At 52.7% G+C, this 26030-nt stretch carries 22 protein-coding genes; 1 reads left to right on the forward strand and 21 read right to left on the reverse strand.

Features of this window, described 5'->3' with window-relative positions:
• Positions 1–17: 17 nt before the first annotated feature.
• The 3 genes from recR to NTU47_05800 form a co-directional block, all read right to left on the reverse strand.
• Positions 18–614: a recombination mediator RecR gene (gene recR, locus NTU47_05790; protein MCX6133309.1), complete on the reverse strand. Its 597-nt coding sequence runs from the start codon at positions 612–614 to the stop codon at positions 18–20.
• A gap of 147 nt (positions 615–761) precedes the next feature.
• Positions 762–1103: a YbaB/EbfC family nucleoid-associated protein gene (locus tag NTU47_05795; GenBank protein ID MCX6133310.1), complete on the reverse strand. Its 342-nt coding sequence runs from the start codon at positions 1101–1103 to the stop codon at positions 762–764.
• Positions 1104–1267: 164 nt separating this feature from the next.
• Positions 1268–4933 carry a PAS domain S-box protein gene (locus NTU47_05800; protein MCX6133311.1) on the reverse strand — a complete coding sequence of 1222 codons (3666 nt, stop codon included), beginning with the start codon at positions 4931–4933 and terminating at the stop codon, positions 1268–1270.
• Positions 4934–6189: 1256 nt separating this feature from the next.
• Between NTU47_05800 and NTU47_05805 the strand changes: the two genes are divergently transcribed.
• Complete coding sequence (locus NTU47_05805; protein MCX6133312.1) at positions 6190–6513, forward strand: GIY-YIG nuclease family protein; 324 nt, start codon at positions 6190–6192, stop codon at positions 6511–6513.
• A gap of 452 nt (positions 6514–6965) precedes the next feature.
• On the opposite strand, the gene NTU47_05810 is transcribed toward NTU47_05805, so the two are convergent.
• The 18 genes from NTU47_05810 to NTU47_05895 form a co-directional block, all read right to left on the reverse strand.
• Positions 6966–7655 carry a response regulator gene (locus NTU47_05810; GenBank protein ID MCX6133313.1) on the reverse strand — a complete coding sequence of 230 codons (690 nt, stop codon included), beginning with the start codon at positions 7653–7655 and terminating at the stop codon, positions 6966–6968.
• A complete protein-coding gene (locus tag NTU47_05815; protein MCX6133314.1) occupies positions 7648–10335 on the reverse strand; it encodes a sensor histidine kinase KdpD in 2688 nt (895 codons plus the stop codon). The genes NTU47_05810 and NTU47_05815 overlap by 8 nt, the downstream gene beginning before the upstream one ends.
• A 95-nt stretch (positions 10336–10430) precedes the next feature.
• Positions 10431–11789 carry an outer membrane beta-barrel protein gene (locus NTU47_05820; protein ID MCX6133315.1) on the reverse strand — a complete coding sequence of 453 codons (1359 nt, stop codon included), beginning with the start codon at positions 11787–11789 and terminating at the stop codon, positions 10431–10433.
• Positions 11790–11916: 127 nt separating this feature from the next.
• On the reverse strand, positions 11917–12111 hold the full coding sequence (locus NTU47_05825; protein ID MCX6133316.1) for a hypothetical protein: 195 nt from the start codon (positions 12109–12111) through the stop codon (positions 11917–11919).
• A complete protein-coding gene (kdpB, locus tag NTU47_05830; protein ID MCX6133317.1) occupies positions 12108–14243 on the reverse strand; it encodes a potassium-transporting ATPase subunit KdpB in 2136 nt (711 codons plus the stop codon). Before kdpB ends, NTU47_05825 begins: the two co-directional genes overlap by 4 nt.
• Position 14244: 1 nt before the next feature.
• Complete coding sequence (gene kdpA / locus NTU47_05835) at positions 14245–15987, reverse strand: potassium-transporting ATPase subunit KdpA (protein MCX6133318.1); 1743 nt, start codon at positions 15985–15987, stop codon at positions 14245–14247.
• Positions 15984–16076, reverse strand: a complete 93-nt coding sequence (gene kdpF, locus NTU47_05840) for a K(+)-transporting ATPase subunit F (GenBank protein MCX6133319.1) — start codon at positions 16074–16076, stop codon at positions 15984–15986. Before kdpF ends, kdpA begins: the two co-directional genes overlap by 4 nt.
• A gap of 106 nt (positions 16077–16182) precedes the next feature.
• Positions 16183–16776, reverse strand: coding sequence for a potassium-transporting ATPase subunit KdpC (gene kdpC, locus NTU47_05845; protein ID MCX6133320.1), 594 nt, complete (start codon positions 16774–16776; stop codon positions 16183–16185).
• A 602-nt stretch (positions 16777–17378) separates the two neighbouring features.
• Entirely contained in the window at positions 17379–18311 is a 933-nt protein-coding gene (locus NTU47_05850) for an NAD(P)-dependent alcohol dehydrogenase (protein MCX6133321.1), read from the reverse strand.
• A 23-nt stretch (positions 18312–18334) separates the two neighbouring features.
• A complete protein-coding gene (locus NTU47_05855) occupies positions 18335–19381 on the reverse strand; it encodes a S41 family peptidase (protein MCX6133322.1) in 1047 nt (348 codons plus the stop codon).
• Positions 19378–20157: a hypothetical protein gene (locus NTU47_05860; GenBank protein MCX6133323.1), complete on the reverse strand. Its 780-nt coding sequence runs from the start codon at positions 20155–20157 to the stop codon at positions 19378–19380. Before NTU47_05860 ends, NTU47_05855 begins: the two co-directional genes overlap by 4 nt.
• A 205-nt stretch (positions 20158–20362) precedes the next feature.
• A complete protein-coding gene (locus NTU47_05865; GenBank protein ID MCX6133324.1) occupies positions 20363–21373 on the reverse strand; it encodes an NAD(P)-dependent alcohol dehydrogenase in 1011 nt (336 codons plus the stop codon).
• Between the two features lie 97 nt (positions 21374–21470).
• Positions 21471–22451, reverse strand: a complete 981-nt coding sequence (locus NTU47_05870) for an NAD(P)-dependent alcohol dehydrogenase (GenBank protein MCX6133325.1) — start codon at positions 22449–22451, stop codon at positions 21471–21473.
• A gap of 133 nt (positions 22452–22584) precedes the next feature.
• Positions 22585–23310, reverse strand: a complete 726-nt coding sequence (locus NTU47_05875; protein ID MCX6133326.1) for a hypothetical protein — start codon at positions 23308–23310, stop codon at positions 22585–22587.
• 206 nt (positions 23311–23516) lie between these two features.
• Positions 23517–23855, reverse strand: coding sequence for a heavy metal-binding domain-containing protein (locus NTU47_05880; protein MCX6133327.1), 339 nt, complete (start codon positions 23853–23855; stop codon positions 23517–23519).
• 17 nt (positions 23856–23872) lie between these two features.
• Positions 23873–24235: a hypothetical protein gene (locus NTU47_05885; GenBank protein MCX6133328.1), complete on the reverse strand. Its 363-nt coding sequence runs from the start codon at positions 24233–24235 to the stop codon at positions 23873–23875.
• 106 nt (positions 24236–24341) lie between these two features.
• Complete coding sequence (locus tag NTU47_05890; GenBank protein ID MCX6133329.1) at positions 24342–25265, reverse strand: hypothetical protein; 924 nt, start codon at positions 25263–25265, stop codon at positions 24342–24344.
• A 279-nt stretch (positions 25266–25544) separates the two neighbouring features.
• Positions 25545–25997 (reverse strand): LytTR family DNA-binding domain-containing protein, encoded by a 453-nt coding sequence (locus NTU47_05895; GenBank protein ID MCX6133330.1) that lies wholly within the window; start codon positions 25995–25997, stop codon positions 25545–25547.
• Positions 25998–26030 lie beyond the last annotated feature (33 nt).

Genomic DNA, 26030 nt, shown 5'->3' on the forward strand with positions numbered 1-26030 from the left:
GTGCGAGGGGTTCCGCTTCAAACAGCGACCCGCCCTTCCAGCGCCCGGCTCAGCGTCGCCTCATCGGCAAACTCGAGGTCCGTCCCGATCGGCAGGCCGCGCGCAATGCGGGTTATCTTCATCCCCAGAGGCTTGAGCAGTTTCGAGAGGTAGAGCGTTGTCGCTTCCCCCTCAACATTCGGGTTCAAGGCCAGAATAATCTCTTCGACGCCCGCGTCGCTCACCCGGTGGAGGAGTTCCCTGATCCTGAGGTCTTCCGGGCCAATTCCATCAAGCGGAGAGAGCGCTCCCCCCAGAACATGATAGAGGCCTCTGAACTCGTTTGTTCGCTCAAGCGCCAGGACATCTGTCGGTTCTTCGACGACACATACGAGCGTCCGATCGCGTTTCGTGTTGGAACAGATCGGGCACGGGTCGGCTTCCGTGATGTTGGAACAGATCGTGCAGTATTTCACCTTGTCCTTCACATTGACAAGGGCGCGGGCGAGCGTGACGACTTCTTCCCTCTGCATCTTCACAATATAGAGGGCGAGCCGGTGCGCTGTCTTCCGGCCTATGCCGGGGAGCTGGGAAAATTGCTCGGCGAGCTGTTCTACTGATTCAGCAGTGAATATCAAGCCTTTGATTCCTTGTTGTTCAATCGCGCAGTGTGGAAGACGAACCGCTAAGGCCGCTAAGAGCGCAAAGCGCTGGAGTCTGCATGAACTCGGAATTCTTCAGTTATTTCTTGGCGTTCTTGGCGGTTTGATTCTAATCTTTATCTAGAAGCCAGGGATGTTGAGCCCGGGAATATTCGGCATCATGCCACCGGTCACTTTTTGCATCTCCTGCTGGGCCATCGCCCCCGCGCTCTCGAGCGCCTTGTTGGTGGCGGCGACGACGAGATCTTCGAGCATTTCCTTCTCTTCGGGGTTGACGACCTCTTTTTCGATTTCGATCTTGATGATCTGCTGTTTGCCGTTGGCGGTGACTTTCACCATTCCTCCCCCGGCTTCTGCAACCACGGTCTTGAGCTCAAGCTCAGCCTGGACCTGGGCCATTTTGTCCTGCATTTTCTGCAGCTGCTTCATCATCCCCTGCATGTTCGGCATGCCACCCTTCATCATAGATGCTCCCATTCGAAAGAGAAAATTGATCCAATTTTGAAGCAATATAGTCTGAAATGCGAGGAATGTCAACGAGACAGGACAGGGGAAGGAGGATCATCCGGAATGAATCCCGGGTCCGCCTTCCCCTCGTGCAATATGAAGGGATTGGAAATGTAAACTTACTCTTTCTGTGGAAGGAAATCGCGGATAAGTTCCCTCAGCTTGTCATACCGGTACGGTTTCTGGATAAAGCCTGTCAGTCCGAGCTCGCGAAGGTCATCCGACACCTCCGTTTCGCTGTAGCCTGAAGAGAGGATCACCTTCACATCGGGATTCACACCTTTGAGCAGCCGGAACGTTTGCTTCCCGCCGATACCTGGCATCGACAGATCGAGCAGGACGAGGTCTATTTCGCCGGGTTGAGACTCGTACGATCGCAGCCCCTCTTCGCCGTTCGCTGCCAGAAGTGTTTTGATGCCGGCATCTTCCAGCATGTCCTTGACAACATCGCGGACCGGCTCTTCGTCGTCGATGAGGAGTACGCAACCTTTGTAGCGCTGAAGCGCCGCCCGCTCGCTGCCGGAAACCGGCACCGGACGTTGATCGGCGCTGACCGGAAAAATGATCTTGAATGAGGTCCCCCGGCCGGCTTCGCTTTCGACGCGGAGGCCGCCGTGGTGCCCTTTCACGATGCCGATCACAGCTGACAGACCCAGGCCGCGGCCCGTCACTTTCGTGGTAAAGAACGGGTCGAAGATCTTTCGCAGCGTCTCCGCTGCCATCCCGACACCATCGTCCGACACTTCCAGAAGAACGAACTCTCCCGGCGTCAACGCGCCCGTGGCGCGGGTCCACTGATCGACGGCCCTCGGAATTATTGTTTCCACCGACGTGCGCAGAAATATCTTCCCCGACCGGTCTCCCACCGCTTCCGACGCATTGATGATCAGGTTCATCACAACCTGTTGCAGTTGTCCCGCATCCGCATCGATCAATGGCAGGTCCATTGCAAGATCCTCGTGCAGCGTCAGACCCTTGGGAATTGCCAGTTCCAGGAACCTGAGGTTCTCCTTGAGCAGCACATTCAAATCGAGCGGGCGGACATCGAACTTTCCTTTGCCCGAGTACGCGAGCAACTGCCGCGTCAGCTCCGCAGCGCGGTGAGCCGCGTGTTCGGCTTTTGAGACATTGCCAAAAGCGGGACTGTCTTTGGGAATCCGGCTCATCGCTAACGACGTCTGGCCGAGCATCGCCTGCAGGAGGTTGTTGAAATCGTGCGCGATGCCGCCGGCCAGCACGCCCAGGCTCTCCGTCTTCTGCGAATGTCTGATCGCCTCTTCCGCCCTCTTTCTCTCTGTAATGTCCCGGTACATTCCCTGGATAGCGGGTCTCCCCTTCCACTCGAGGTAGGCAACTGAGACATCGAGGTCAACATACGAGCCGTCACGCCGCATGCCGCGCAATTCGTATCGCGAGGGTGCGGTTTCCCCGCTATGATACCGACGGAGTCGTTCCTCGACCACAATTCTGCTCTCGGGCGCAACGATCGAAAGCAGGCTAAAACCTTCGCTCAGCGCCTCCGCACTCGAATATCCGAAGAGCTCTTCCCATGCCCGGTTTACGAACATCAGGCGGTCGTTCTGCAACATATAGACCGGATCGGAAGATTGTTCGATGAGCGATTTGTACATCTTTTCCGATTCCTGCAGGGCCTCTTCAGCCCGCCTGCGCGCTGTGACATCCATCGCAACACCGATGGCACCCACGATTTCACCAGAACTGTTATGAAGATGCGTGTAGTGCGTTTCGAACACAATGGGCCCGATCGAAACCACGCCAGCTACTGCTTCACCCGCCAACGCCCGACGAATCTGGTCAAGGGCTTCCGGAAATTCTCTGTATACATCATACACGGACTTTCCAACCACTTCCCCCGGCTTCAATCCCAGTGCACTCAATCCTCTTCCTTCTGACAGCGTGAACATGCCCTGCTGGTTGACTGAGAAAAGGACTACAGGCATGTGGGCAACGACCGTCCTCAGCCGCTGCTCGCTCTCCCGCAGGGCGATTTCCGCCAGGTACCGCTGCGTGACATCCCGGGAGGCGACATGGATCTCCATCGCCTCGCCCATCCCGCCATCCGCCACGAGCTGACTCGACGATTCGAACCAGATCCACGAACCGTCCTTCCTTACCACACGAAACAGAAACGGCGAGGATGCCTTCGTCTCGAGTTGGCGTCTGTGGTGGTCTTCCACAATCTGTTTGTCATCGGGGTGAACAAAATCGTAGGCAGACCGGCCAACGACTTCCTCGGGTTCCCACCCGAGCAGTGTGCGGGACGAAGGTGACACATACAGATAGCGCCCTTCGAGATCGTGGCGGGAAATCATGTCTGTTGAGTGTTCGGCAAGGAGACGGAATTGTTTTTCGCGTTCACGCAGAATGTCTTCTGCCGTTCTCCGATGGGCGATCTCCGCCTCCATCTCACGATGCAGACCCCTGAGGTTATCGGTCATCTCATTGAAAGTTTCTCCCAGCAGCGAGACCTCATCTTCCAGTTCTGCAGTATCGACGGTAGCGCTGAAATCCCCTTTTCCCACCTGTCGGGCCGCATGGGTGAGCTTGCTCATGGGTCGCCCCACGAGTATCCAGATAACAAGTCCGGCAACCGCGCAGATGAAGAGAATGCTGACACCGAGTCTTGCATAGATCCCCTCCTGCAGATCTATCAACGCGTGATCGACCATCTTCCGCCCCTGCACTGCGATCACGCGGTCGCGGGTGCCTTGAATGGGAACATAGCCGAAAGCAAACTGGCCCTGTGCATCGATACCCATGCCGGTCTTTCCATTCAGCATTTTTTCGACCTGCGTCGCAGTGAAATCTTCGGCAACGTTCCTCCCGATTTTGCTCGAGTCTATATGGTCCCGGTAGGTTCCAATGCTGTCGATAACAAAAAGCGTTTGACTGGAGGATTTGCGATGAAAGAGTTCCTGATGAGATTGCCGAAATCCATATCGATGGACTTCACTCGCTATGATGCGCGCTATTTCACGCTGTTTGCCCCCTTCCGCTCCCAGAAGCGCCGTCGACACACTGTCTCTCACAAACAGGCTGGCGACAACCATAGGAACAAGCGCGAGGAGGAAGAACCACGCCATCAACCGTACGCTGAGATGCCCTTTGGATTTTCGGAGAAACTTTTCGTCTCTCACCCCTTGATTCTGCCTTGCTTCCGGATTGTCGCGGAACGGTCGGCGCCATACCGGCACGCGATACCTCTCCGGCAGCATGAAAAAGATGGCTATGCTCACGATAAAGGTGAAAACAGACTCATAGACAAGGGCTTGAAGCACGTTGAAGACCCGTTCGTGTGCACTCAGTGACGATGCCGTGTCGACCATCAACGACGGGAACACCACCATCACCGCAAGAAGGACAGAAGTATAGACGAGGAAGTAGTAGGTACCGACGAGGCCAAACCACGAAGAAATCACTCCGCGCATCGTGCGGCGGCGGTAAACGAATCGATAGTAGAACCACCCCGCCCAACTGCCGAGTATCACGTGCACGACGGTCGGAAGCCAGCGGATATGAGCTTCCATCCCTGAGAACAACCCAATCAGGGCACCCCCCCACGGTCCGGTCAGGCACGCACCGAGGATAAGGAGCACTTCGCGGATATCCAACTGCATGGCGGTCCCGGGAACTGCCACAGAGAATCCGAACCACAATGCCAGTCGGATGGCGGAACCGAAGAGAATGGCCAAGACAATCACCAGGACGAAGCGTCGCACGCGCGCCCGGCGCTGATTGAAAACTTCACCGTCGGTATGTGTCATCCACCGTCCTCAATTGTTGGTAGAATCAAAAAGAAATGAAACCCCCGCGCTCGGCCAGTGCAATTCCGGGATTGCCATGGAGAAAGGGAATTGAAGATAAAACCGAGAGTGATGGAATAATATCAGAAATGATAGCACACTTCAGAGTGGGGGTCAATACGTCATATCGTGTATTACGCGTTCTTGCAGAAGAGCTGAAAAACAGGCGGAAAGTTGCGCAATTTCTTGACTTTCCGTCAAAAGCTTGATATATTTGATGAACCCGGACGTGCCATTCCGGGTTGTTCTTTCAGGTGCCACCAGCCAAGTGGCATCTTGTTCTTTCAAATTCCGCGATAGCTCAATGGTAGAGCATGCGGCTGTGAGGTACGCGTGAAGCGACAAGGAGAAGCGCACATACGCAGAAAGACGGACTTACCTTATTGCGGCGGTCACAAACCGCAGAAAGAGAGTTCGTCAAAAAGCGATAGACTACAAAGGCGGCGTGTGTCAGCTTTGTGGCTACGCTCGATGCAAGGAGGCGCTTGAGTTTCACCACCGTGATGGAGAATCGAAAGACTTCGGTGTTTCATCTAAAGGTTACACTCGAAGTTGGGAGAGAGTGAAACAAGAGCTCGACAAATGCATCCTCGTTTGTGCAAATTGTCACCGAGAGCTTCATGCAGGATTAGCAGCTTTCCCGAGTAATCGGGATTGAAAAATTGGGTGAATTCAGGGAAGCCTTCCTTTCGACAATCGAGAGATGGTAATCCTGAGCGAAGCCCCGCAAAGAGAAAAGCAATCAGTAGCGGGGAACGTGCAGAGACTAGAGGATGAGGAATCTCGCCAATAAGCCTCGACAGCGCCCGACGTCCCACCTCAGAATTCGTGAGAGGACGATGAGATAGTCCGGGCCAGATCGAAAGATCTGGAGAGTACCGTAACCGCAGGGTTGTAGGTTCGAGTCCTACTCGCGGAGCCCTTCGACTCGCCCCGTTGCTTCGGCAATGGGGCGTTCTTATTTCGCAACGGGGCTCGCTCAGGGCTTTGCCCCTCTTGCGGAAGGAGAGCGAGTCGAAGAGTCCCGAGCGACGCCGAGTGAGTCACGCCATCGTTTGGCGGGACGAAACGAGGCGGAGTCGAGGGACCGAAATCCATGGGGTTCGCTCACCGCTACTTCGTAGCCCTGATCGAGTGAATCGAACCCTTCGATGCCACTTCGTGGCCCTCAGGGTTCGACCCTGAGTTCATCGAAGGGTCGAAGGGCCCAAGAAATCATGCAATCCTGGTTCTACATCCTCCGCCTCCAATCCACACACCTCTATTGTGGTTCCACCCGTTCTCTCGAGAAGAGACTCAAAGATCATTTTGCAGGCCGGGCCTGTCGCACGACCAAGATCGATCCTCCAATCGTCCTGGTCTACTCAGAAGAATTCCCATCATACAAGGAAGCCTTTCGACACGAACATCAGGTGAAACATTGGAGTCGTGCGAAAAAGGAGGCGCTCATTGCTGGCCAGTTGGATCAGTTGAAGAGACTCGCGAAGAAGAGAAGACGTGAGGACAAGCGGCAGATCCTCAATACAGCGACGCCCAAGTAATGAGCTTGGGCGTTCCTGTTTTCAGCAAGAACTCATCGAGCCTCAAAAACTGGGTAAACATCCCAGCCCCTGATGCAGGGATAGACTATGTTTGGGCATAGACGCGGACAGGGAGTACCATTGTATTGGTACCAAAGAACTGAAGTCGTCGCTGGAATTCATTTGCAGTCTCATCGTACAGGAATCGCTGATACCACCGCTCTCGTTGGCAGACCAACTTCCCGGCAAAAAAGATCGATCGGCGGTATTTCGACGCGATCTCCTTGCATAATTTGTCGGCTTCATCCAATACCTCTGTCCCCACCGCGGTGCTATCCTTCGGACAGAATCCAAACTGCTTTGCAGGAGAAACGCATTTCTTTTGGTTTTCTTCCGTGAATGAGGCAGCGCGAGCGAGTTCTTCGGCGCCCTCTTAATCCCCCTCGCAGCCAAACAATGGACCGGCGTGCGGACTATTCATCCACCCCTAGCCGATAACCGATGCCGGACTCCGTAAGAATGATGTTGGGATTCGTCGGGTCATTTTCGATTTTTTTACGGAGCTGCCCTACGTAGACCCTGGTATACTGCGTTTCATCAGCGTGTGCCGGGCCCCATATCTCTTGAAGAATGAATCTATGTGTGAGCACTTTTCCGGCGTGGCGGATAAGGAGGGCCAACAGCGAATACTCCGTTGCCGTCAATTTAACTATGATTCCAAACTTCTTCACCGTACGTGCAGCCAGGTCGACTGACAAACCGTGACATTCGAACAGGTCTCCGATAGGCTGACCCGGGCGATGACGCAGAGCCGTGCGGACTCGAGCAAGCAGCTCGCCTGTCCGAAACGGCTTTACCAGATAGTCATCTGCTCCGGCATCGAGACACGCGACAATGTCAGACTCGGAGTCTCGCACCGACAGAATGAGCACGGGCATCGACGACCACTGTCGTATTTTCTTTAGCACATTCAGGCCATCCATGTCGGGAAGGCCAAGGTCCAGAATCGTCAGTTCCGGACGATCCATCTCCGCTTGACGAACGCCCTCTTGTGCCGTGTCAGCAAGCAGCACCTTGTAGCCGTTCGATTTCAGCGTGAGCTCGAGCAGGCGGCGGATCTGTATTTCATCATCGATGACGAGCACGACAGGTTTGTCACTCATCCGGGTACTCCGCATTCGGTTGCACGCCGGCTTCCAGGGGCAGGCGGATGGAGAATTTCGCTCCGCGTTCGGCGAGGTTTTCTACAGTGATTGTCCCTCCGTGCGCCAGAACGAACCCCTGAGCAATCGATAGACCAAGTCCGATTCCTCCGGTCTTTGATCCTGGTACGCGGTAAAACTTCTCGAAGATGTTCTTGAGTGAATCCGGCGGAAAACCCGGGCCGTTGTCTGCAATCGTCATGATACATTCTTTTCCCTCAGCCTGCGCAGTCACTGCAATGGACGAACCGGACTGAGTGTGCAGCGCAGCATTCCTCATGAGATTGACAAGCACCTGTTCGAAGAGGGCGAAGTCAAGTTTGACCAAAGGAAGTGACGGAGGTATGTTGATCGACACGTGGTGACCCGCGAGTTCTTTCTTTAACTTTGCCTGGCATGAGTGCACAACGTCACGGAGATCTGTCCAATCCCGCCGGGGTTGAATGAGCCCTGACTCCAAGCGCGTCATGGCCAGGAGGTTTTGCACGATGTTGTCGAGACGTTCCGAGGCGGACTGAATTTCCTGGGCGAGTTCTCGTCGCACGTCAGGCTGCCCCCCGACTTTGTCGTTCAGGAGGCTTTCCGAAGCTCCTACGAGAGCCGTGATAGGCGTCCGCATCTCGTGGGAAATCGAATTGAACAATGTTGTATACAAGCGCTCGGACTCAACGAATGCAATGGATTGCTTTGTCATTTCATTGAGAAACTCGCGCTCAAGAACAGAAGAGACCTGGCTGAGAAAGTTCTCCAGCAGTGCCTCCTGGTCTATGGAAAGGCGGTCCCCTGCTCCCGTCTTGACACCAATAACGCCGAGCGGATAGCGGGGACTTGAAAGCGGGTAGTAGGTCGCCTCGGCGAACGGAAGCGTTTCAGTAAATCTCCCCGCCCTCTTTTCGTTCCAGTGGACCCATGCGGGCACACTGAGCTCCTTTTCCCCTGGCAGGTACGTGCTTGCCGGGTGCGCTTTATTAACAAGGTCACCATCGAGATCGCTGACAAACACAGCGAGGTCCGCGTTGAAAAACTTCTTGAAGTTTGTCACAGCAGCCCGAACAACATCATCCTGGTTTTTCGCAAAGGAGAGGTCATTTGTCAGAGCATAGAGGGCAACCGCCCGTTCTTCACGGGAGCGAACGGCCTTTTCCCGCGCGCGCACTCTCACGGTCAGAACCCCGGTCACTGCGGCGATGGCGAAATATGTAAACACCATGAGCAAATCCTGCTTCGTCGCAATTGCAAATGTGAATCGTGGAGGAATGAAGAAGTAGTCCCACGTAAGCACACTGAGCAATGCAGCGAGGATGACGGGACCAACACCAAGCCGTAGAGGAAGCAGCACTACGATCAGAAGAAGTATGAGCGAGACGGTTTGGTAGCCCAGGAAATCGCAGAAGGGGTAACACACGGACGAAACAAAGAGAATAATCGCTGCGGCCGCAGCGTACTGCGTGAATCCTGAGTGTATTTCCGGGACGACAAACCGCCACGTGGCACTTCTTTCAGAAGGCTCCTCCCCCGATGTCACATAGACGTCTATGTCCTTATCCAGGTCGAGCAATTGGTCGACGAGGCTTTTCTGCCAGAACCACCTCTTCCCGCCCCTCCCGACGATGATTTGGGTCGCATTCTGCTCGCGGGCGACTCGAAGCAGCGCTACCCCCACATCTTCGTCAGCGGTCGTAATAATCTCCGCTCCAAGCTCACGCGCGAGGGCGAGGTTCTTAGCGAGCTGATCCTTTTCGGCTTCATTGAGAGGTCTTGATCGCTCGACAAACACTGCTATCCAATTCGCCTGCATCGTGGAGGCAATGCGACGGGTCCAGCGGATCAGTTGCACTGCCTGCTGGCTCGCAGTGAGTCCCAAAATCAGCCGGTGGCCCGACTTCCAGGGCCCCCGTATATGCTCCGTCTGCATGTAGTCCCGCAACTGCCGATCGACCCGCTCAGCGCCCAATCGGAGCACCATTTCCCGCAAGGCAGTCAGGTTTCCGACACGGAAGAAGTTCTGGATCGCGCGCTGCGATCGCTCTGTCGCGTAGACCTTTCCCTCTGCGAGTCTCTTCAGAAGCTCATCGGGCGGCAGGTCGATGACCTCGACCTCGTCTGCCCGCTCGAATACGGAATCAGGGACAGTCTCCCGAACGATAGCACCGGTGATCTGCGCTACTGTGTCCGCACGGCTTTCGAGATGCTGGACGTTGAGAGTCGAATAGACATCGATCCCGTTGTCGAGCAACTCCATGACATCGAGGTAACGCTTGGTATGTCTGCTTCCGGGGGCGTTTGTGTGAGCGAACTCGTCGACGAGAACCAGACGCGGTTTGACTTCAAGGATCGCGTCGAGATCCATTTCTTCGAGCGAGACGCCACGGTAGTCGATTTTTTTTCGCGGTATGATGGTGAGACCGCTTACAAGCGCCTCCGTTTCCGCTCGGCCGTGAGTTTCCACATAGCCGATGACAATATCGGTCCCTTTCTTCTCCGCTTCCTGGCCGGCCTGGAGCATCTCATACGTCTTTCCGACGCCGGCGCACATACCGAAGAAGATCTTCAGCTTCCCCCGCCCCTCCTTCTCTTCAGCGCGTTTGAGCGAACGGAGGAGTTGTTCTGGATCGAGTCGTGTTTCGTCGCGGGTTGCCATACGGTGCTAATATAAGGAAGAAGAGATGGAAAATCGCCCCATGAAATAAGCGAGCGAAGCCGCAATTTCATTCATGAATGGAGTGAAAGACCGGACTAGAACCGAACAAGGAGTGCCCCAATGAAACGGGTTTCCGATCTGACGAGATCGGGCGCCCAGTTCGCCGGCAAAGAAGTATTGGAGTAACCGTCTGGCGAAGTCACACCCCCAGGTCCGGCAAAGTACGGTACGTCTGCTTCCCGGTGGACGAGCTCGATGCGGAAGGTCAAGAAGTCATTTGGCATCCAATCGAGCGTGGTCGAGCAGTCCCATCCATGGAATTGATCGCCTGGATTGGCTGTGAATGGATGCGTTCCGGTCAGTCCTGAATTGATGGCCGGTATCGGATTTGCGTCCCCGGTCGGGTAGAGCACAAGATAGCGTCCCGGGTTGTTGATGTACCCTCCTCCGATCGTCCAGCCCATGTGGTCGTTCGCAAACCAGATACGATTATAGATCATCCCGCTCAGAAAATACTGCCTTGGTCCATCGTTTCCGCTGAACCCACTCACGCCTCCCCCATTTTCGAATCCTGCATCTTGCGTGAAAGAGAAAGCAGCGCGGTTGATGCCCGCTCCCGGGTTGTTCACGTAGCGAATCTCCAGGCTGTTATCGGTATGAAATCGGACGCGATCGGGATGATCCTGGGTATCTGTGCCATAGTAGTTGTTCGAGAGAACCGACAGGGCCTCGGCGGGCCTCCACAGAATCTGACACCCTGCTCCAGGACCGCTGTTGAACTTCGCGTATGATTGCCAGCCGTTCACAAGCCAGAATTCGAGCTTCAATCGATCCGTCGGAAACGCCTGGACCCGAATGCCATTGAAAAACCAGGGCGTGTTGTCGGAGGTGAACGATGGCTGATACGCCCAGTTCTCTGCATTGTAGTATGAGAACAGGCCGACATATGACATGAAAAGACCGGCGTCGACATTAATGCCATGCCAAACATCGAAATGATAGCCCGCGTTCGACTCGCTCAAATAGCGATATGCGTTTGCGAGATCGAACTGCCCATGAAGGACACTGAAATCGTTTCGGGGAACGACTGTCGCCCGAGTTCCTAACTGAAGCAGGACAGAAGCGCGCACGTTGTCATAATGGAAATCACCTCCGATTGCGGCAACTGAAATCTGAAACGTGTTATCGCGTGCAAGAGCCGTCGAACCGACCACAGTCTGATCGATCGGGTGTTGATTGGAGGCCGTATAGTTCACATCAAGAAGAAACCTTCCGGTGAAGTACTTGGAATCAAGCAGTTGGGTGTGCCGGCGGTCGTTCCCGTTGAGCCATGTAAAGTCTCCCCAGGCGAACGGTTCGCTGGCAACCTGTTCTGGAGAAGTTGTCTTTGCAGAATCGGTTTGGCCGAAACAAAGCGACGACATTGAGATCAAAGCAAGAACTAACCTTGTCATATTCCCTTTCTGTGTGATTTTCTAGATGAAGGCATATGCCTATTCTCTGGTTCATTGGATCACATCTGAGCATTGTCAAATACCATGACAAGAACACATTCGCCTTGGTATGGCACCGAAACGTCTCTCAGTGCCCCGCCTTCACGGTCCCTGTGTTCGCTGGATTTCCATACGGGGATGACTTCCATACAGGTAGATTGTCGGAGATTGTCTTGTGACTCAGCAACCCGAGGATGATCAGGACAATAATCAGAACGGCAAGCCAGGCAACCCTCGTTTTAAACCGCCGGAGAGGGTACGTTTCAATTTCAAGGGGGATCATGATAGATTGATTCCTTTCAGTACCATATCGATCAGCTTGATACCGAGAAATGGCGCGACAATGCCTCCGACTCCGTAAATGAGGAGATGCGTACGCAGCAGTTGCACGGCACTGACAGCCCGGTACTTCACCCCCTTGAGCGCGAGAGGAATCAGGGCCACAATGACCAATGCATTAAAAATGACTGCGGAGAGAATTGCGCTTTGCGGGGTTGCGAGCCCCATGATATTGAGTGCATTCAGTGCTGGATAGGTCGTGGCGAAGGCCGCAGGAATGATCGCGAAGTACTTGGCAACGTCGTTTGCGATACTGAACGTCGTCAGTGTTCCGCGCGTCATCAGGAGCTGCTTGCCGATTTCAACGATCTCAAGAAGTTTGGTCGGATTGCTGTCGAGGTCGATCATATTCGCGGCTTCGCGTGCGGACTGAGTTCCGGTGTTCATCGCGACAGCGACGTCGGCCTGAGCAAGGGCTGGCGCGTCGTTCGTTCCATCGCCGGTCATCGCGACAAGCCTACCCCCCATCTGGTAGTCACGGATGAGCTTCAGCTTGTCTTCCGGCGTGGCTTCGGCCAGAAAATCGTCAACCCCAGCTTCGGCAGCTATTGCTGTCGCGGTGAGCCTGTTGTCTCCGGTGATCATCACCGTCTTGATCCCCATTCTGCGCAGGTGCGCAAATCGCTCTTTGATACCACCTTTGACAATATCCTTCAAATGGATCACCCCCAGCACGTCTGTGTTCTCGACGACGACGAGAGGCGTTGCGCCCAATCGGCTTATTTCCTGTACGGCCTGTTGCACGGCGGGAGGAAACGCTCCTCCCTGTGCTTCGATGTACGCCTTGATCGCCTCTGCCGCCCCTTTCCGGATGATACGTCGCCCGTTCTTGCCTTCCGGTTGAAGATCGACGCCGCTCATGCGGGATTGGGCCGTGAACGGGACAAAATGTGCCGCAATATCGTGAACCTCCCGGCCCCGCAAGCCGTACTTCTCTTTTGCGAGGATGACAATCGATCTCCCTTCCGGAGTCTCATCCGCCAGTGACGCCAGTTGCGCCGCGTCAGCCAGACGCTCCTTCGTGATTCCGGGTGCGGGAGTAAACTCGGTTGCCATACGATTGCCGAGCGTCACGGTTCCTGTCTTGTCAAGGAGAAGGACGTCGACATCACCCGCGGCTTCGATTGCGCGGCCGGACGTGGCAATCACGTTGTGACGGATCAATCGATCCATTCCAGCGATGCCGATTGCAGAGAGGAGCCCACCGATGGTTGTTGGTATCAGGCAGACCAGGAGTGCGACTAAGACCGTCAACGAGACAGGGACACCTTGACCGACTGCGTGAACGCTGTAAATCGAGAACGGCAGGAGTGTTATGCACACGACCAGAAAGATGATTGTGAACGCTGCAAGGAGAATGTTGAGTGCAATCTCATTCGGCGTTTTCTGTCGCTTTGCACCTTCGATCATTTTGATCATTCTATCGAGGAAGCCCCCGCCCGGCTCCGCCGTCACGCGCACCACCAGCCAGTCGGACAGGACTTTCGTCCCACCGGTGACCGCGCTCCTGTCGCCCCCCGACTCGCGAATGACCGGCGCACTCTCACCAGTGATTGCGCTTTCATCCACGGAAGCTACCCCTTCGATCACTTCACCATCGGCCGCAATGATGTCACCCGCCTCAACAAGCATCACATCATGTTGTTTCAACGACACAGACGAGACGAGAGAGAAATCAGATCCCCACTTGGGTTTGTGCAGCATTTTCGCCGTTGTGTCTTTGCGGGCACGTCGCAATGCTTCGGCCTGCGCCTTTCCACGCCCTTCCGCGAGAGCCTCTGAGAAATTGGCAAAGAGCACGGTAAACCATAGCCAGAGCGAGACGCTGCCGATGTACCAGGCAGGAGCCTCCCCGCTTCCGGCCAGTGCCTGGATCCAGAGGACAGTGGTCAGCACACTTCCCACCTCGACGACGAACATCACGGGGTTTTTGGCCATCGATCGCGGATTGAGTTTCACAAAGGAATCAGTCAGGGCACGGCGGTACATCTCACCGGTCAGTCCTTCCGGCTTCTTGAGCTGCTGAATCCCCTGCGTTCCAAGGTTCACCTGATCATGTTTCGTTTGCGTCACCATGTTATTGCACCATCATGAAATGTTCGACAATTGGTCCCAACGCGAGTGCCGGGAGGAAATTCAGGGCTCCGACGATGAGGACGACAGCAATCAGCCAGAAAATGAACAGAGGTCCGTACGTGGGAAGTGTCCCCTCCGATGCAGGGATCATTTTTTTCCGAACCAGTGAGCCGGCAAGGGCAAGCGTGGGAACTGCGAGCCAGTACCGGCCGATAAGCATCGCAATGCCGCCCGTGAGATTATAGAAAGGGGTATTGGCTCCGATTCCGGCGAACGCACTTCCATTGTTGTTCCCCTGAGAGCTGAACAAGTAGAGTACTTCGCTGAAGCCGTGTGCCCCCGGATTGAAGATGGTGGCCTTGCCGGCATCCATCAGGAGTCCGAGCGCTGTCAACCCCAACACAGTCAGAGGCATGATCAGGATGAGGAGCGACGCCATCTTCATTTCGTATGCCTCGATCTTATGGCCCAGGTATTCCGGAGTACGTCCCACAAGCAGTCCGGCGACGAAGACAGCGACGATGACGAAGATCAGCATTCCGTACAATCCAGACCCTACGCCACCAAAGACCACCTCGCCCAGTTGCATCATCACGAGCGTGACCATGCCTCCGAGAGGCATGTACGAGTCGTGCATCGAATTCACCGAGCCATTCGATGCCGCAGTCGTCGCGGTCGCCCAGATAGTCGAGTTCACGATACCGAAGCGGACCTCCTTCCCTTCCATGTTTCCGCCTGCCTGCAGCGCGCTTGCGTGCTGATCGACTCCGATTCTGGTAAACGCCGGATTTCCGCTCTGCTCAGCCCATGTTGCGAGCGCGAGAAATGCGACCAGAATAATTGTCATTGCGGCGATAAATGCCCAGCCCTGACGAGTGTCTCCCACCATGACGCCGAACGTGTGGCAGAGGGCAGCGGCAATGAGAAGGATCGAGAGCATCTCGAGGAAATTCGAGAGCGGTGTGGGGTTTTCAAACGGATGCGCCGAATTCACATTGAAGAAGCCTCCGCCATTCGTCCCCAGCTGCTTGATCGCGACTTGCGAGGCCGCCGGACCCATCGCGATGACTTGCTCCGTCACGTTCGCACCGCTGGTATCTGCAGTCGGTTCGACTACTGAAACGGATGTGTACGTCGAAAAATTCTGAATGACGCCCTGCGAAACGAGAATGAGGGCGAGGACGACAGAGAGAGGAAGGAGGATATAAACGACGCTTCGAGTCATATCCACCCAAAAATTGCCCAGGGTCTTCATAGAGTGACGCGCAATCCCGCGGATAAAGAGTGCGAGCACGGCCATACCGGTTCCAGCCGATACAAAATTCTGCACGGTAAGCCCAAGCATCTGCGTGAGGTAGCTCATCGTCGTTTCACCGCCGTAACCCTGCCAGTTGGTGTTGGACGCAAAACTGACGGCGGTATTGAAGGAAGAATCGGGACTGACGGCACTAAGGCTTTGCGGGTTCCATGGCAGGTATTGCTGAAGGCGCTGCAGCGCGTAGACAACGAATAGCCCGACGATGTTACATAATAGCATGGCAACGGTGTTGGCCTTCCAATCCATTTCTTCATCCGGATTGATCCTGGCGAGCCGGTACATGAAGCGCTCCACCGGACCCAGGATAGGATCTAGAAACGTGCGCTCGCGTTGGAAGACGCGGGCCATAAAAGCTCCGAGGGGTTTCGCAAGCGCCAGTAGCACCACTATAAAGAAGACGATTTGAAGAATTCCGTTGAATGTCATTCGAAGATCTCCGGCCTAAGCAGCGCAACAAAGAGATAGACCAGCAATCCAAGCGATATGATGCCGGCTATAAGATAGAACCAGTTCATGAGTTACCCCCCGAGTTATCCCTTTGTAGAACTTCACACATCTTCATGAGACCCCACGTGAGCGCAAAGAACACTACGACGGCTCCGAGATAGACGAGATCCATGATCATTGTGCCTCCGAGGTTGATTTCATTTCATCAAGCGCGACGTTCAGTTTGAGAACATTCACACGAGGTTCTCCGAGAATCCCCAATGTCCGGCCCTCGCTGTGTTGATTCACCAACGATTTGACCTCTCCTTCACTCACGCGCCGTGATCGTGCCACCCTCGGCACCTGATAGAGTGCTGCTGCGACAGAGATGTGAGGATCGAGGCCGCTGCCGGAGGCGGTCACGAGGTCGACGGGGACAGGTTCGGCATTCTGCGGATCGGCATCCCTCAGTTCTTTCACCCTCTTCCCGGTCGCATCGAGGAGAGCCGGATTGAGTGGACCGTAGTTCGATCCCGTCGAAGCCGCCGCGTTATATGCGTACGGCGACGTTGCCGATGGCCGGCTCCAGAAGTACTTCGGGCTGCTGAACGGCTGACCGATCAACTCGGAACCGATTGCCTTGCCTTCCTTCATGAGCATACTTCCATTCGCCTTGCGCGGAAACATCAACTGGGCGAGACCGGTGACGATAAACGGATAGACCAAACCGGTGAGAACCGTGAACAACAGAATCACAATGACGGACGTTCGTACAGATTTCAGAAACATGCACTTGCCTCATGTAGGAGTAATTGACTTTCCATTTGCCTTTGTGCACAGATCAGTGAATCAGGAATGCTTCTTTTTCCTGAATTAAAAATGCAGGATATGGCTCGTAACCACAATGAAGGAGGCGTAAAGAAGGGGGGAAAAGCTGTAAAGAAATTGTAAGAAGATGACGCTAACGATGGTCGAGCGACTGAATGTCGGATGAACGAGAGAAGTGATGCACTCTATGTGCGCTTTTCTCCGATCCTGGGTTGGATCAGTTGAAGAGATTCGCGAAGAAGAAAAGACAGTATAAGCCAGCCAAAAAAATACTCACGCCCGCCTGCCTCTGGAATTGCCCGAGGCGGGCAGGCAAAGGCGCTAAGCCGCAAAGGATGAACACAACTATCGTTTCTTTTGGCGACTTTGCGGCTTGGCGTGAGTCTCTCTTTTCTTAAGAAGTGTTTTTGAGATAGGCTCTAGGACAAGCGGCAGACCCTCAAGACAGCAACGCCCAAGTGATGAACTTGGGCGTCTCGTTTACAGCGAAGCGCTATCGATTCGCCTGACATCGATGATCGTCAATGGCGTATGAGCCCCTGTTGTGCGTTTATTTCTTGTTTTTAAACGACCTTTATTGCCACTCCTCCCCTTTTATGTCCTTTGCCAACATACCTGTGAGCTTCGACAAGCTCTTCAAATGGATAGCATCTGTCAATAACAGGTTTGATATGTCCAGCTTCAACCAACTCTTTGATCAAAGCAAGGCGTTTGGAGTCCAACAGGAGCGCTCCATCATCAATTGATGCGTATTTCCCTCCCGGAGCAAGAGCTTTTTTACACGCCTCTTTCAGTTTTGATGTTTTGCTTTTGCCAACGGCATCAAGTATAAAATCGTATTGTACCCCCGGGTTGAGCGTATCCACTCTGGTATAATCAATGACAGCGTCTGCTCCCAGAGATTTCACCAACTCCATATTTGCCGTGCTGCATACCGCTGTAATGCTGGCCCCCAAGTACTTCGCATATTGAATTGCCGTTGTTCCAGTTGTTCCAGAAGCTCCATAGACAAGCACTTTTTGTCCACGTTGGATATTCCCCTTTTCCATAAATTGAAGTGCGAGAAGCCCACCATAACCAACCATGGTAGCCTCTTCATAGGAGATATTCGTCGGCTTCAACGCCAGGCACCCATGCGTTGAATCTGTCTCTTTCATGCATTTGTACTCGGCATACGCACCAAGATCAAATCCGGTAAGCCCATAGACCTGGTCACCTGTTTTGAATCTCTTAGCGTCTTTCCCCGTTGACTCAATCTCTCCTGCCAACACCAATCCTATGATGGGCTTTCTCGGTCTCGTCAAACCCATCATGAGGCGAAATGGTATGAGAACTCGGATAGGGACTTGAGAACTTCGGATGAAAATATCACTTGCCGTCACCGCTGTCGCAAGTATCTTTATGAGTACTTCATCATCCTTTGGCGCAGGTTTCTCTGCGTCTTTGAGCTGAAGAACTTCCGGCGGTCCGTATTTCGTGCAGACAATGGCTTTCAAAGGAATCTCCGATATATCTGAGACTATTGTGATTTCCTGATGATTTCAATCCCCTTTTCCAATATTCTGTCAATTCCGTTCGCTGAATCAGCGGCTGTTGTCAGTACAGGTATATCAGGAAACACACCGGCGCCTTCAATGATGCGACCTTGAGCGTCCGCTTCTATTTCTGTCGACAACCGGTACGTCCACCCGTTTGGTAATTCCCTGAATATGGGATTGCCAACGCCGCCACCCGTCGTATCGCCGGCGATGGTGACGTTTGGCAGAACCTGCATCGCCATGACAAACATTTCTGCAGAACTCGAAGTGGCGCGGCTCGTAAGAACGACGACGGGTTTAAGAAATTGATACGATCCTTTCGGTTCAATCGAAGAGCTTTTCCAGGAAGAATAATCGTCCTTCCCCGGTCCGTTCTTCTGGCGACGGTACGAATACACGCGCGATTGATCGGCAAAGCGGCCTGCTACCGTTTCTGCATTGATGCTGTTGCCGCCGCTATTCCCGCGAACATCGATGATGATACCCTTCTTATCCTTCCATTGCGAAAGTATGTCATCGATCACGAGATAGCGCGAATCTGCCATCGTTAGTCCTTCTCCCTGCCCGCTGAATGTGGGAATGATCATATATCCGATGTCGGTATCCTGACATGTTCGATATTCAATAAGAGAATTCTGTGGGGCTCCGCATTGGACATACTTGCAGACATTGATCATTCTCCTGCTGGGATAAGAAGCAGGGATCATGGTTTTCCAGTACACATCACCCATAGGAGTGTACAACGTAACGTGCATATCGTTGATGCCGAGAACGATATTTGAGAGCATAGTAAAAAGCTGTCGATCGGGGGTGGATGGGGATATCTGCGGGCGGTACAATGCATAGACCGAATCCCAGTTGATGTGTCGCAGAGAGAACTGTGCGTAGTACCTGTCAAAATCTTTCCAGAATATCTCGAAGTTCTTGTCCGGCACGTTTACCGGATCGGGTTCCAGGATCATTTTCTCGCACCCGTACAATGCGAAAAGCAGAACGAGAATACCGAAAGAGCGTATCATCCTGGTCATAGTTTCACCGTCAGGCCAAGGAGGACTTGATTGTTCAGAACCCGCGCACGGAACAAATCCTGATACTGTGCAAAGGAATAGTACAACAGGCGATACTGCAGGTCAAAGGCGATATGATTACTTACAAAGAATATGTATGAAACATCTGCCTGCACCTCAAAGAATCTGTTGAAGGTGACAAAGTCTCCTTTTGTAAATAGTTGCCATAGAAGGCTTTGCTCGAAATCAACATTGTCAAATTTCTCGCTCACATTGGCGTTGTAGCGATCGGTAAGAAGAACATAGGAGACGCAGGGAATATTTATCCCTACTCTCAGGAGATTGTTTGATTCTTTCTCAAGAGAAGTCTCTGTGAGAAGGTGGATTCCAAGTCCAGTCATTTGTTCTGCTGACATGTGGTTTTTGTCCTGCAGGACATAGTGGTTTCTCAGATTAAGAATGCTGGACAACCTGAGGCCAAGAAAGCCAGTGGTGTTATAATCATCAAGCGCTGTAACTTTCTTTTCAAACGAGTATTCAACATTCAGATTCAGGTTTTTGATGTAGTGCGATACCGCCACATCATTAGTGACTTTGGTGATTGAAGAATTCAATTCGGTGTTGTCATAGGAGAATAAGACGGTATGCCGGTTTTCTAAACCACGGAAACGATACGTGAACGCTAATGGAATCTGTGTACCTCGATACATAAGGGGCGACATCATTTCGTCACGCACAGTGCGGGAACTGAGACCGGAAGAAAGCGTCAACCAATGTTGAGGTGCAATCGGTATCATGGGGGTGGATTCCTGCGAAAAGGACGTGCGCATGGAAATGAGCGCCAACGATATTACGAGGATTGACCTGTAACTCATAGAGTGTCCTCAGTTTGTCCGACAAAGCAACAGAAGAATATTCATTCGATGCTTGCGTTGCTTGCCTAACGATCGTTTCAGCTGCGTCGCGGAGCAAAGCGGAAACTACTGCAGATGCACATCGGTGTCAGGTTGTGCTGTCTTGTTCCAACGTGATGACAACATTTCCCCTTTTATGCCCTTGCTCGACATACCGGTGAGCCTCGGCAGCCTCTTCCAACGGATAGCGCCTATCGATGATCGATTTGATTTTCCCCGCCTCGACAAGGTCTTTGACGGAAATCAAGTCTTCGACACTTCCTGGTGCAATCGAACAGACGACTTTCCTGGTGCCTGCCATTGAAGTCCAGAGCATTTGAAAAAGTTGTTTCATCTTAAAACTGGCGAAAAGAAGAGTCCCATTTGGTTTGAGCGAGCTTTGACACAGTGAGAACGAACTTTTGCCTAAGATGTCAAAAATCAGATCATAGGTTTCACCGTTTTTAGTAAAGTCATCTCCAGTGTAATCAATGACCTTGTCCGCTCCCAGAGATTTTACGAACTCCAATCTCGGCGTACCACAGACCGCGGTGACTTCTGCCCCGAAGTGTTTGGCAATCTGCACCGCGGCCGAGCCTATCCCGCCGCTGGCGCCATTGATCAGAACCCTTTGCCCAGGCTGGATATTCATTTTGCGCAACAGATGCAAAGCCATAATCGCACCGTAGGGAACAACGGCGGCTTCCTCATAGGTCATATTGGCCGGTCTTATGGTCAGCACGCCATCTTCAGGCATACAGAGATACTCTGCATACGCGCCAAAGCTCTGACCGGGATATCCAAAAACCTGGTCACCCTTCTTGAAGCGTTCTACGTCCCTGCCGACCGCTTCAATGTCCCCGGCAAATTCGCTCCCCAGGATGGTTATCTTCGGTTCTCTGAGGCCAAGAGATATTTTCGCCAGTAGCCAGAAGAGAAAAGTCATGTTGAACTCGCGAGGAGTGATTGCTTTGAAATTGCGCGCTATCATATCCCCGAAATTTACCGATGTCGCACAGACTCGGATCAGAACTTCGTTGTCCTTGGGGACAGGCTTTTCGACCTCTCTGAGCTGAAGGACCTCCGGTGGTCCGTATTTCGTGCAAACAATAGCTTTCATAAGAATCTCCCACGCATTCCAAATGTAATGTTTTCATAACGCAATCTAGCGATTGGTTTCAATCGCGCAGCGGAGCGACGTCGGCTCCCAACCGGTCCTAGGTTTTGCTACTATGCTCCATGGTGATGACTATTTTTCCCCGGGCGTGTCCCTCTCCGAGATACCGGAGAGCGTCAGCCGTTTCACTCAACGGGTAACGTCTATCGATGACCGGTACGACTCTGCCGGCTTCCAGAAGGCCTTTCATAAAAACCAGGTCCTCCTGCTTTGGTCTTCCCGTTACGCCTCCCATTTTCTTGCCGCCGGTTTTGGACATCCACGGTCCCAGGAGGATGGCCTGGAAGATCTGGGCCCCCGTACCTCCGGCCATGACATAGATGCCCTGGGGAGTCAGGGCGCGTTTATAATCAGAGAGCGGATGATATCCGTTCACAGCAAGAATCAGGTCGTACTGCTGCCCGCTTCTAGTGAAATCTTCCTTCGTGTAGTCGATGACATGGTCTGCCCCAAGCGAGCGTGCCTGCTCGAGATTCCTGGTGCTGCACACAGCTGTGACTTCAGCACCGAACGATTTGGCAATCTGCACTGCAAACGTCCCCACCCCGCCGGATGCCCCTTGAATCAATACCTTTTGCCCTTGCTGAATTTGCCCGTAATCGCGCAGACCCTGCAGAGCAGTGTTGGCCGCCATAGGTACTGCAGCTGCTTCCGCAAATGTCAGGTTGGTCGGCTTAAGCGCCAACGAGCTTTCGGGAACAGCTACATACTCGCCAAAACCGCCATCACCACATGCAGAAATATCCCCGAACACTTCATCACCTGGCCGAAACTGCTTGACGTTACTTCCAGCCGCTTCAATCCGCCCGGCGATGTCTGCGCCTGGTATCGGATGTTTTGGTCTGAGCAGTCCCCCGCCCATGAGGCGGACAACGAATATGTCAGCTGTCAGTAGATGCCAGTCATACATATTTACAGATGCCGCGTGAATTCTAACAAGGACTTCATCGTCCTTGGGAGTAGGTTTTTCGACTTCTTTAAACTGGAGAACATCCGGTGACCCGTACTTAGTGCATATCATTGCTTTCATTGTTTCCATACTATCTCATGTATACGTTTGATGGCCTGTTTACAATGACGCCTGACGATTAGCCGGATTTATCCGACATGGTTCATCTTGTGTCGGGTGGAAAAGCTGGACATACGTTTTTAGATCAATTATTTGCTACTAATTTTATCCCATATGGTATGCATGCAATCGCTATTAAAACCGCAGCTGCTAAATTGATGATCTCAACACCGTCAGGAGTTCCAATAAAAAGAACTCCTATCAAGAAACACATGCTTTGCCATGTTGCCAGAATCCTGGACTTGAGTAACCCTACTGCCTGAATAACAAAACCAATAGGCAACAGAACCATTCCCCAGATCAGAATTAACCAACCTTCTTTCCCAAACATAGCGAGCAAGCCGGGCATCATCGCTGAAAACTTGTCTTCAGGTATAGTATCGAGAGCACTCATTGTCAGGCACAAAGCACCTTTGTCAGCTGCCAGCATTAATGCTCCAAAGATTGCTATCACGCCACCGGAAAGACCAAACCATTCAGCCTTTGTGTTCTTTAACCTATTCATAAAGTGCATTGCAACAACAACCAGCAGGCCTGTACACAGCGTAACCAATGCATGGCCGAAATGCAGAAGTATCTGATTATGTGCTCTCTGAATGAGTTCCGCCGATCCTAAGAAATGAGGATTGAGAAGATTGGGATGACCAGCAAAAGCAAAGACAAAAATCAGGGGGAATGCAATGAATGATAAACCAACACCTATGCGTTTAGTATTATTTATCCTGCTGTTTTGACTATTCATATGTCTGCCTTCAGAAGGCTGAAGTTTCCCATTATCATCTCCGCTCATTTCTTGTTTTGTGCTTTCCATTCCCCCATAGCAGGAATGTCACGTTGCATCCCAGAATAGGAGTCGATTCTGCCTTCTGAATTCGAGGACCTTTACCTACCCCCTGCGATGACACCAGGGTCGGCGAGCAATAGCGCGCCCGCCTGCCCCGATCTCTTTCGGGGTCCGCCGTGATTCACCGTTTGGCGGAAGCACTTGGTGTTTCTCATTGATTCCATGAATTTCGCTCACTGCAGATATCGTACCGCAACCCCTTGGGCACCCCCGCCTTCCTCTGCCATATTGAGTTTAAATCCAATGATGGCATTGGCTCCATATTTTGCAGCTTGAGCCCTTAGATTATTCTTTAATTGATCCCCTGCATGATTGGCGTCACTTGTATAGGTCGACACATATCCAACAACTTCAAATTTGACCGAAGGATACACGCTTGAATAGATCTCAATGGATTTCGGATCCGTCACGGTGTAAGTTTTCGAATCTCTTAGATAGACCGCGTTTCCTGTACAACTCGACAAAAAGAACGATGCCAATACTACCAGCATGAAAACATTGAAGTTCTTCATTTTAGAAGTCCTTTGTATTATTTGGCAATTTTGATTGCTGTGCCAGAAACGAAATATGAGTGGATCGGGATTGGGATAATGAGGATGAACACTACCCGAGTTTGAACCTTTATTTCCACGTTTATGACGCCGTCAGCTCCCATTTCCGCCGCTTTTTTCTGTAATAACTCAATGCCTTTTGTTTCGGATTTTTCAGCCACGACGATGTGTCCAACCTCTGTGGCTGTCGGAGTTGTTTCGCCTTGAAGAAATATTTGTACTTTCTCCGGAACTGTCGCCGGGTATGAACGCTCCTCATTTGTCAACGTCGCTTGGTATGGCGTACATCCTGTAAGCCATACTCCGAAAACGAGTACGAGTAGATGCATCGATCTTTTCATTGGTACCTCCTTGTTAGATTCTCGATGTATTGTTTCCAGATAGTTTTGATAGATATGGAATTAATCAGCCCACCCATACGATGACACCAAGTTTGGCGAATCACATTTACCTGAGTTTCTCGATCGCCGAAGACGCCACCCAATAGATGCTGTTCCCGGTGAAAGAGTGACGAGTGAAAAACAGGTATTTCCCGTCAGAAGACAGGTGCGCACCATACTCATCGTCGGAACTATTGAATTTGTCTCCAAGATTGATGGGTACCCCCCATCCCCCTTTCGCATCACGGAAGCTCACATAGAGATCCGAGCTTTTCCCGTCTCCCGCAGAATAGAAGATGAGGTAATGCCCATCCGGCGCGATGCATGGATCACCCTCGAAGGATTTCATGTTGATGGGAGGGCCCACCAGTTCGACAGCCAGATTCTGAGACGCATCCTTGTATCCTTTGTACACCTGCATCATTCCTGATCGTGATGAGCCAAAGTACATGGTTCCATCCGCCATACTGCTGCCGCGGTACTCCTTGGCGCCACTGTTGATTGGAGAGGGCATCGCGACGGGTGTGTCCCATCCCTGAGCCGCCAATCTCACGGTCCAGAGGTCCAACGTCCCGGTCCCCTTTTTCCCGGTGAACGTGAGGATGGTTCCATCTGCTGAAAACACGGGTTCGTGCGAAAAAGTGAAACCGGAAATGAAGGGCGGCTCCGAAAATGGCGTCCACACATTGTTCACGCGCTTCGAACAGTAGAGTTTCGCGCTTGAATACGTTGAGTCACCCACCGCCAGAAAGAAGAGAGACCCGTCCGGAGAGAACGCTGTGGCTTCTACCCACGCACTTACCGATCGAAGAACCTCAGGAGCAAAATGGACGGGGGTCTCGCCAGGTAATGTCTGGCCAAAGTAGATCCCTCTGATCGGATCGGTCTTGATAACCGTTTGGCTAAAGGAGGTGATCGCCATCGCGAAGAACAGAGTTGAAAAGAGTATGAACCGACGAAGAGCGATCAGTTCCGAAATCGAGAGATGCATTGTGCCTCCACTTTCCTGTTTTTGTTATCGGTTCCCGAAGGAAGAAGGCATAGCAATGCAACGGCGACAATCTTGTTCATCGAGCATTACCCCTTTTGAGAATTGGAAGGACGGTACGTCACGGTGCGGATGGTTCACAGTCTATACGCCGACAACTCTCCAAGGTTGCAATCATTAGCTCATTTGAGGCGTCCGATTCCAGACAGTCGAAGCAATGAACACAGTGATGCGCGCTTCCTGGCCTCCGTTGATCCGCAGGGGTTTCGAATGTTCGGATAGTCACCAGATAAGATGTTTGATCTTGGCTCCATATGTCCTGCTCACCCGCACCCGAGCACCGTTTCGCAGCATCGCCTCGTACCCCCCTTCGCCGTCACTTGTCATATGTGTGATGGCGGCAGCTGAGACGATGAACGATCGATGGACCCGGGTGAACTTAACAGGATCCAACCTCGCCTCCAGTTCGCCGAGACTCAGATTGCTGAGATACGAATTGTCGTCCGTGTGAAGGTCGCAGTAGTCGCCATTCGCTTCAATCCAAAGGATGTCGGCTGTTCGTACTGCAGTGATTCTCTTTCCTGATCGGACGAAGACTGATTCGAATTTCGCATTCGGTGAACGCACCTCCTGCAGCACCTTTACAAGGCGATCAAATTCATCCGTCTCGGAGCGATGGACCTCCAGGACTTTTTGTATCGCTCTGGCGAATCGCTTCCGATCGTACGGTTTCAAGATCGGAAGAGCACACGTCTAGGGAAAGAGTGT

Source organism: Ignavibacteriales bacterium (assembly GCA_026390595.1).
Taxonomy (GTDB): domain Bacteria; phylum Bacteroidota; class Ignavibacteria; order UBA10030; family UBA10030; genus UBA9647.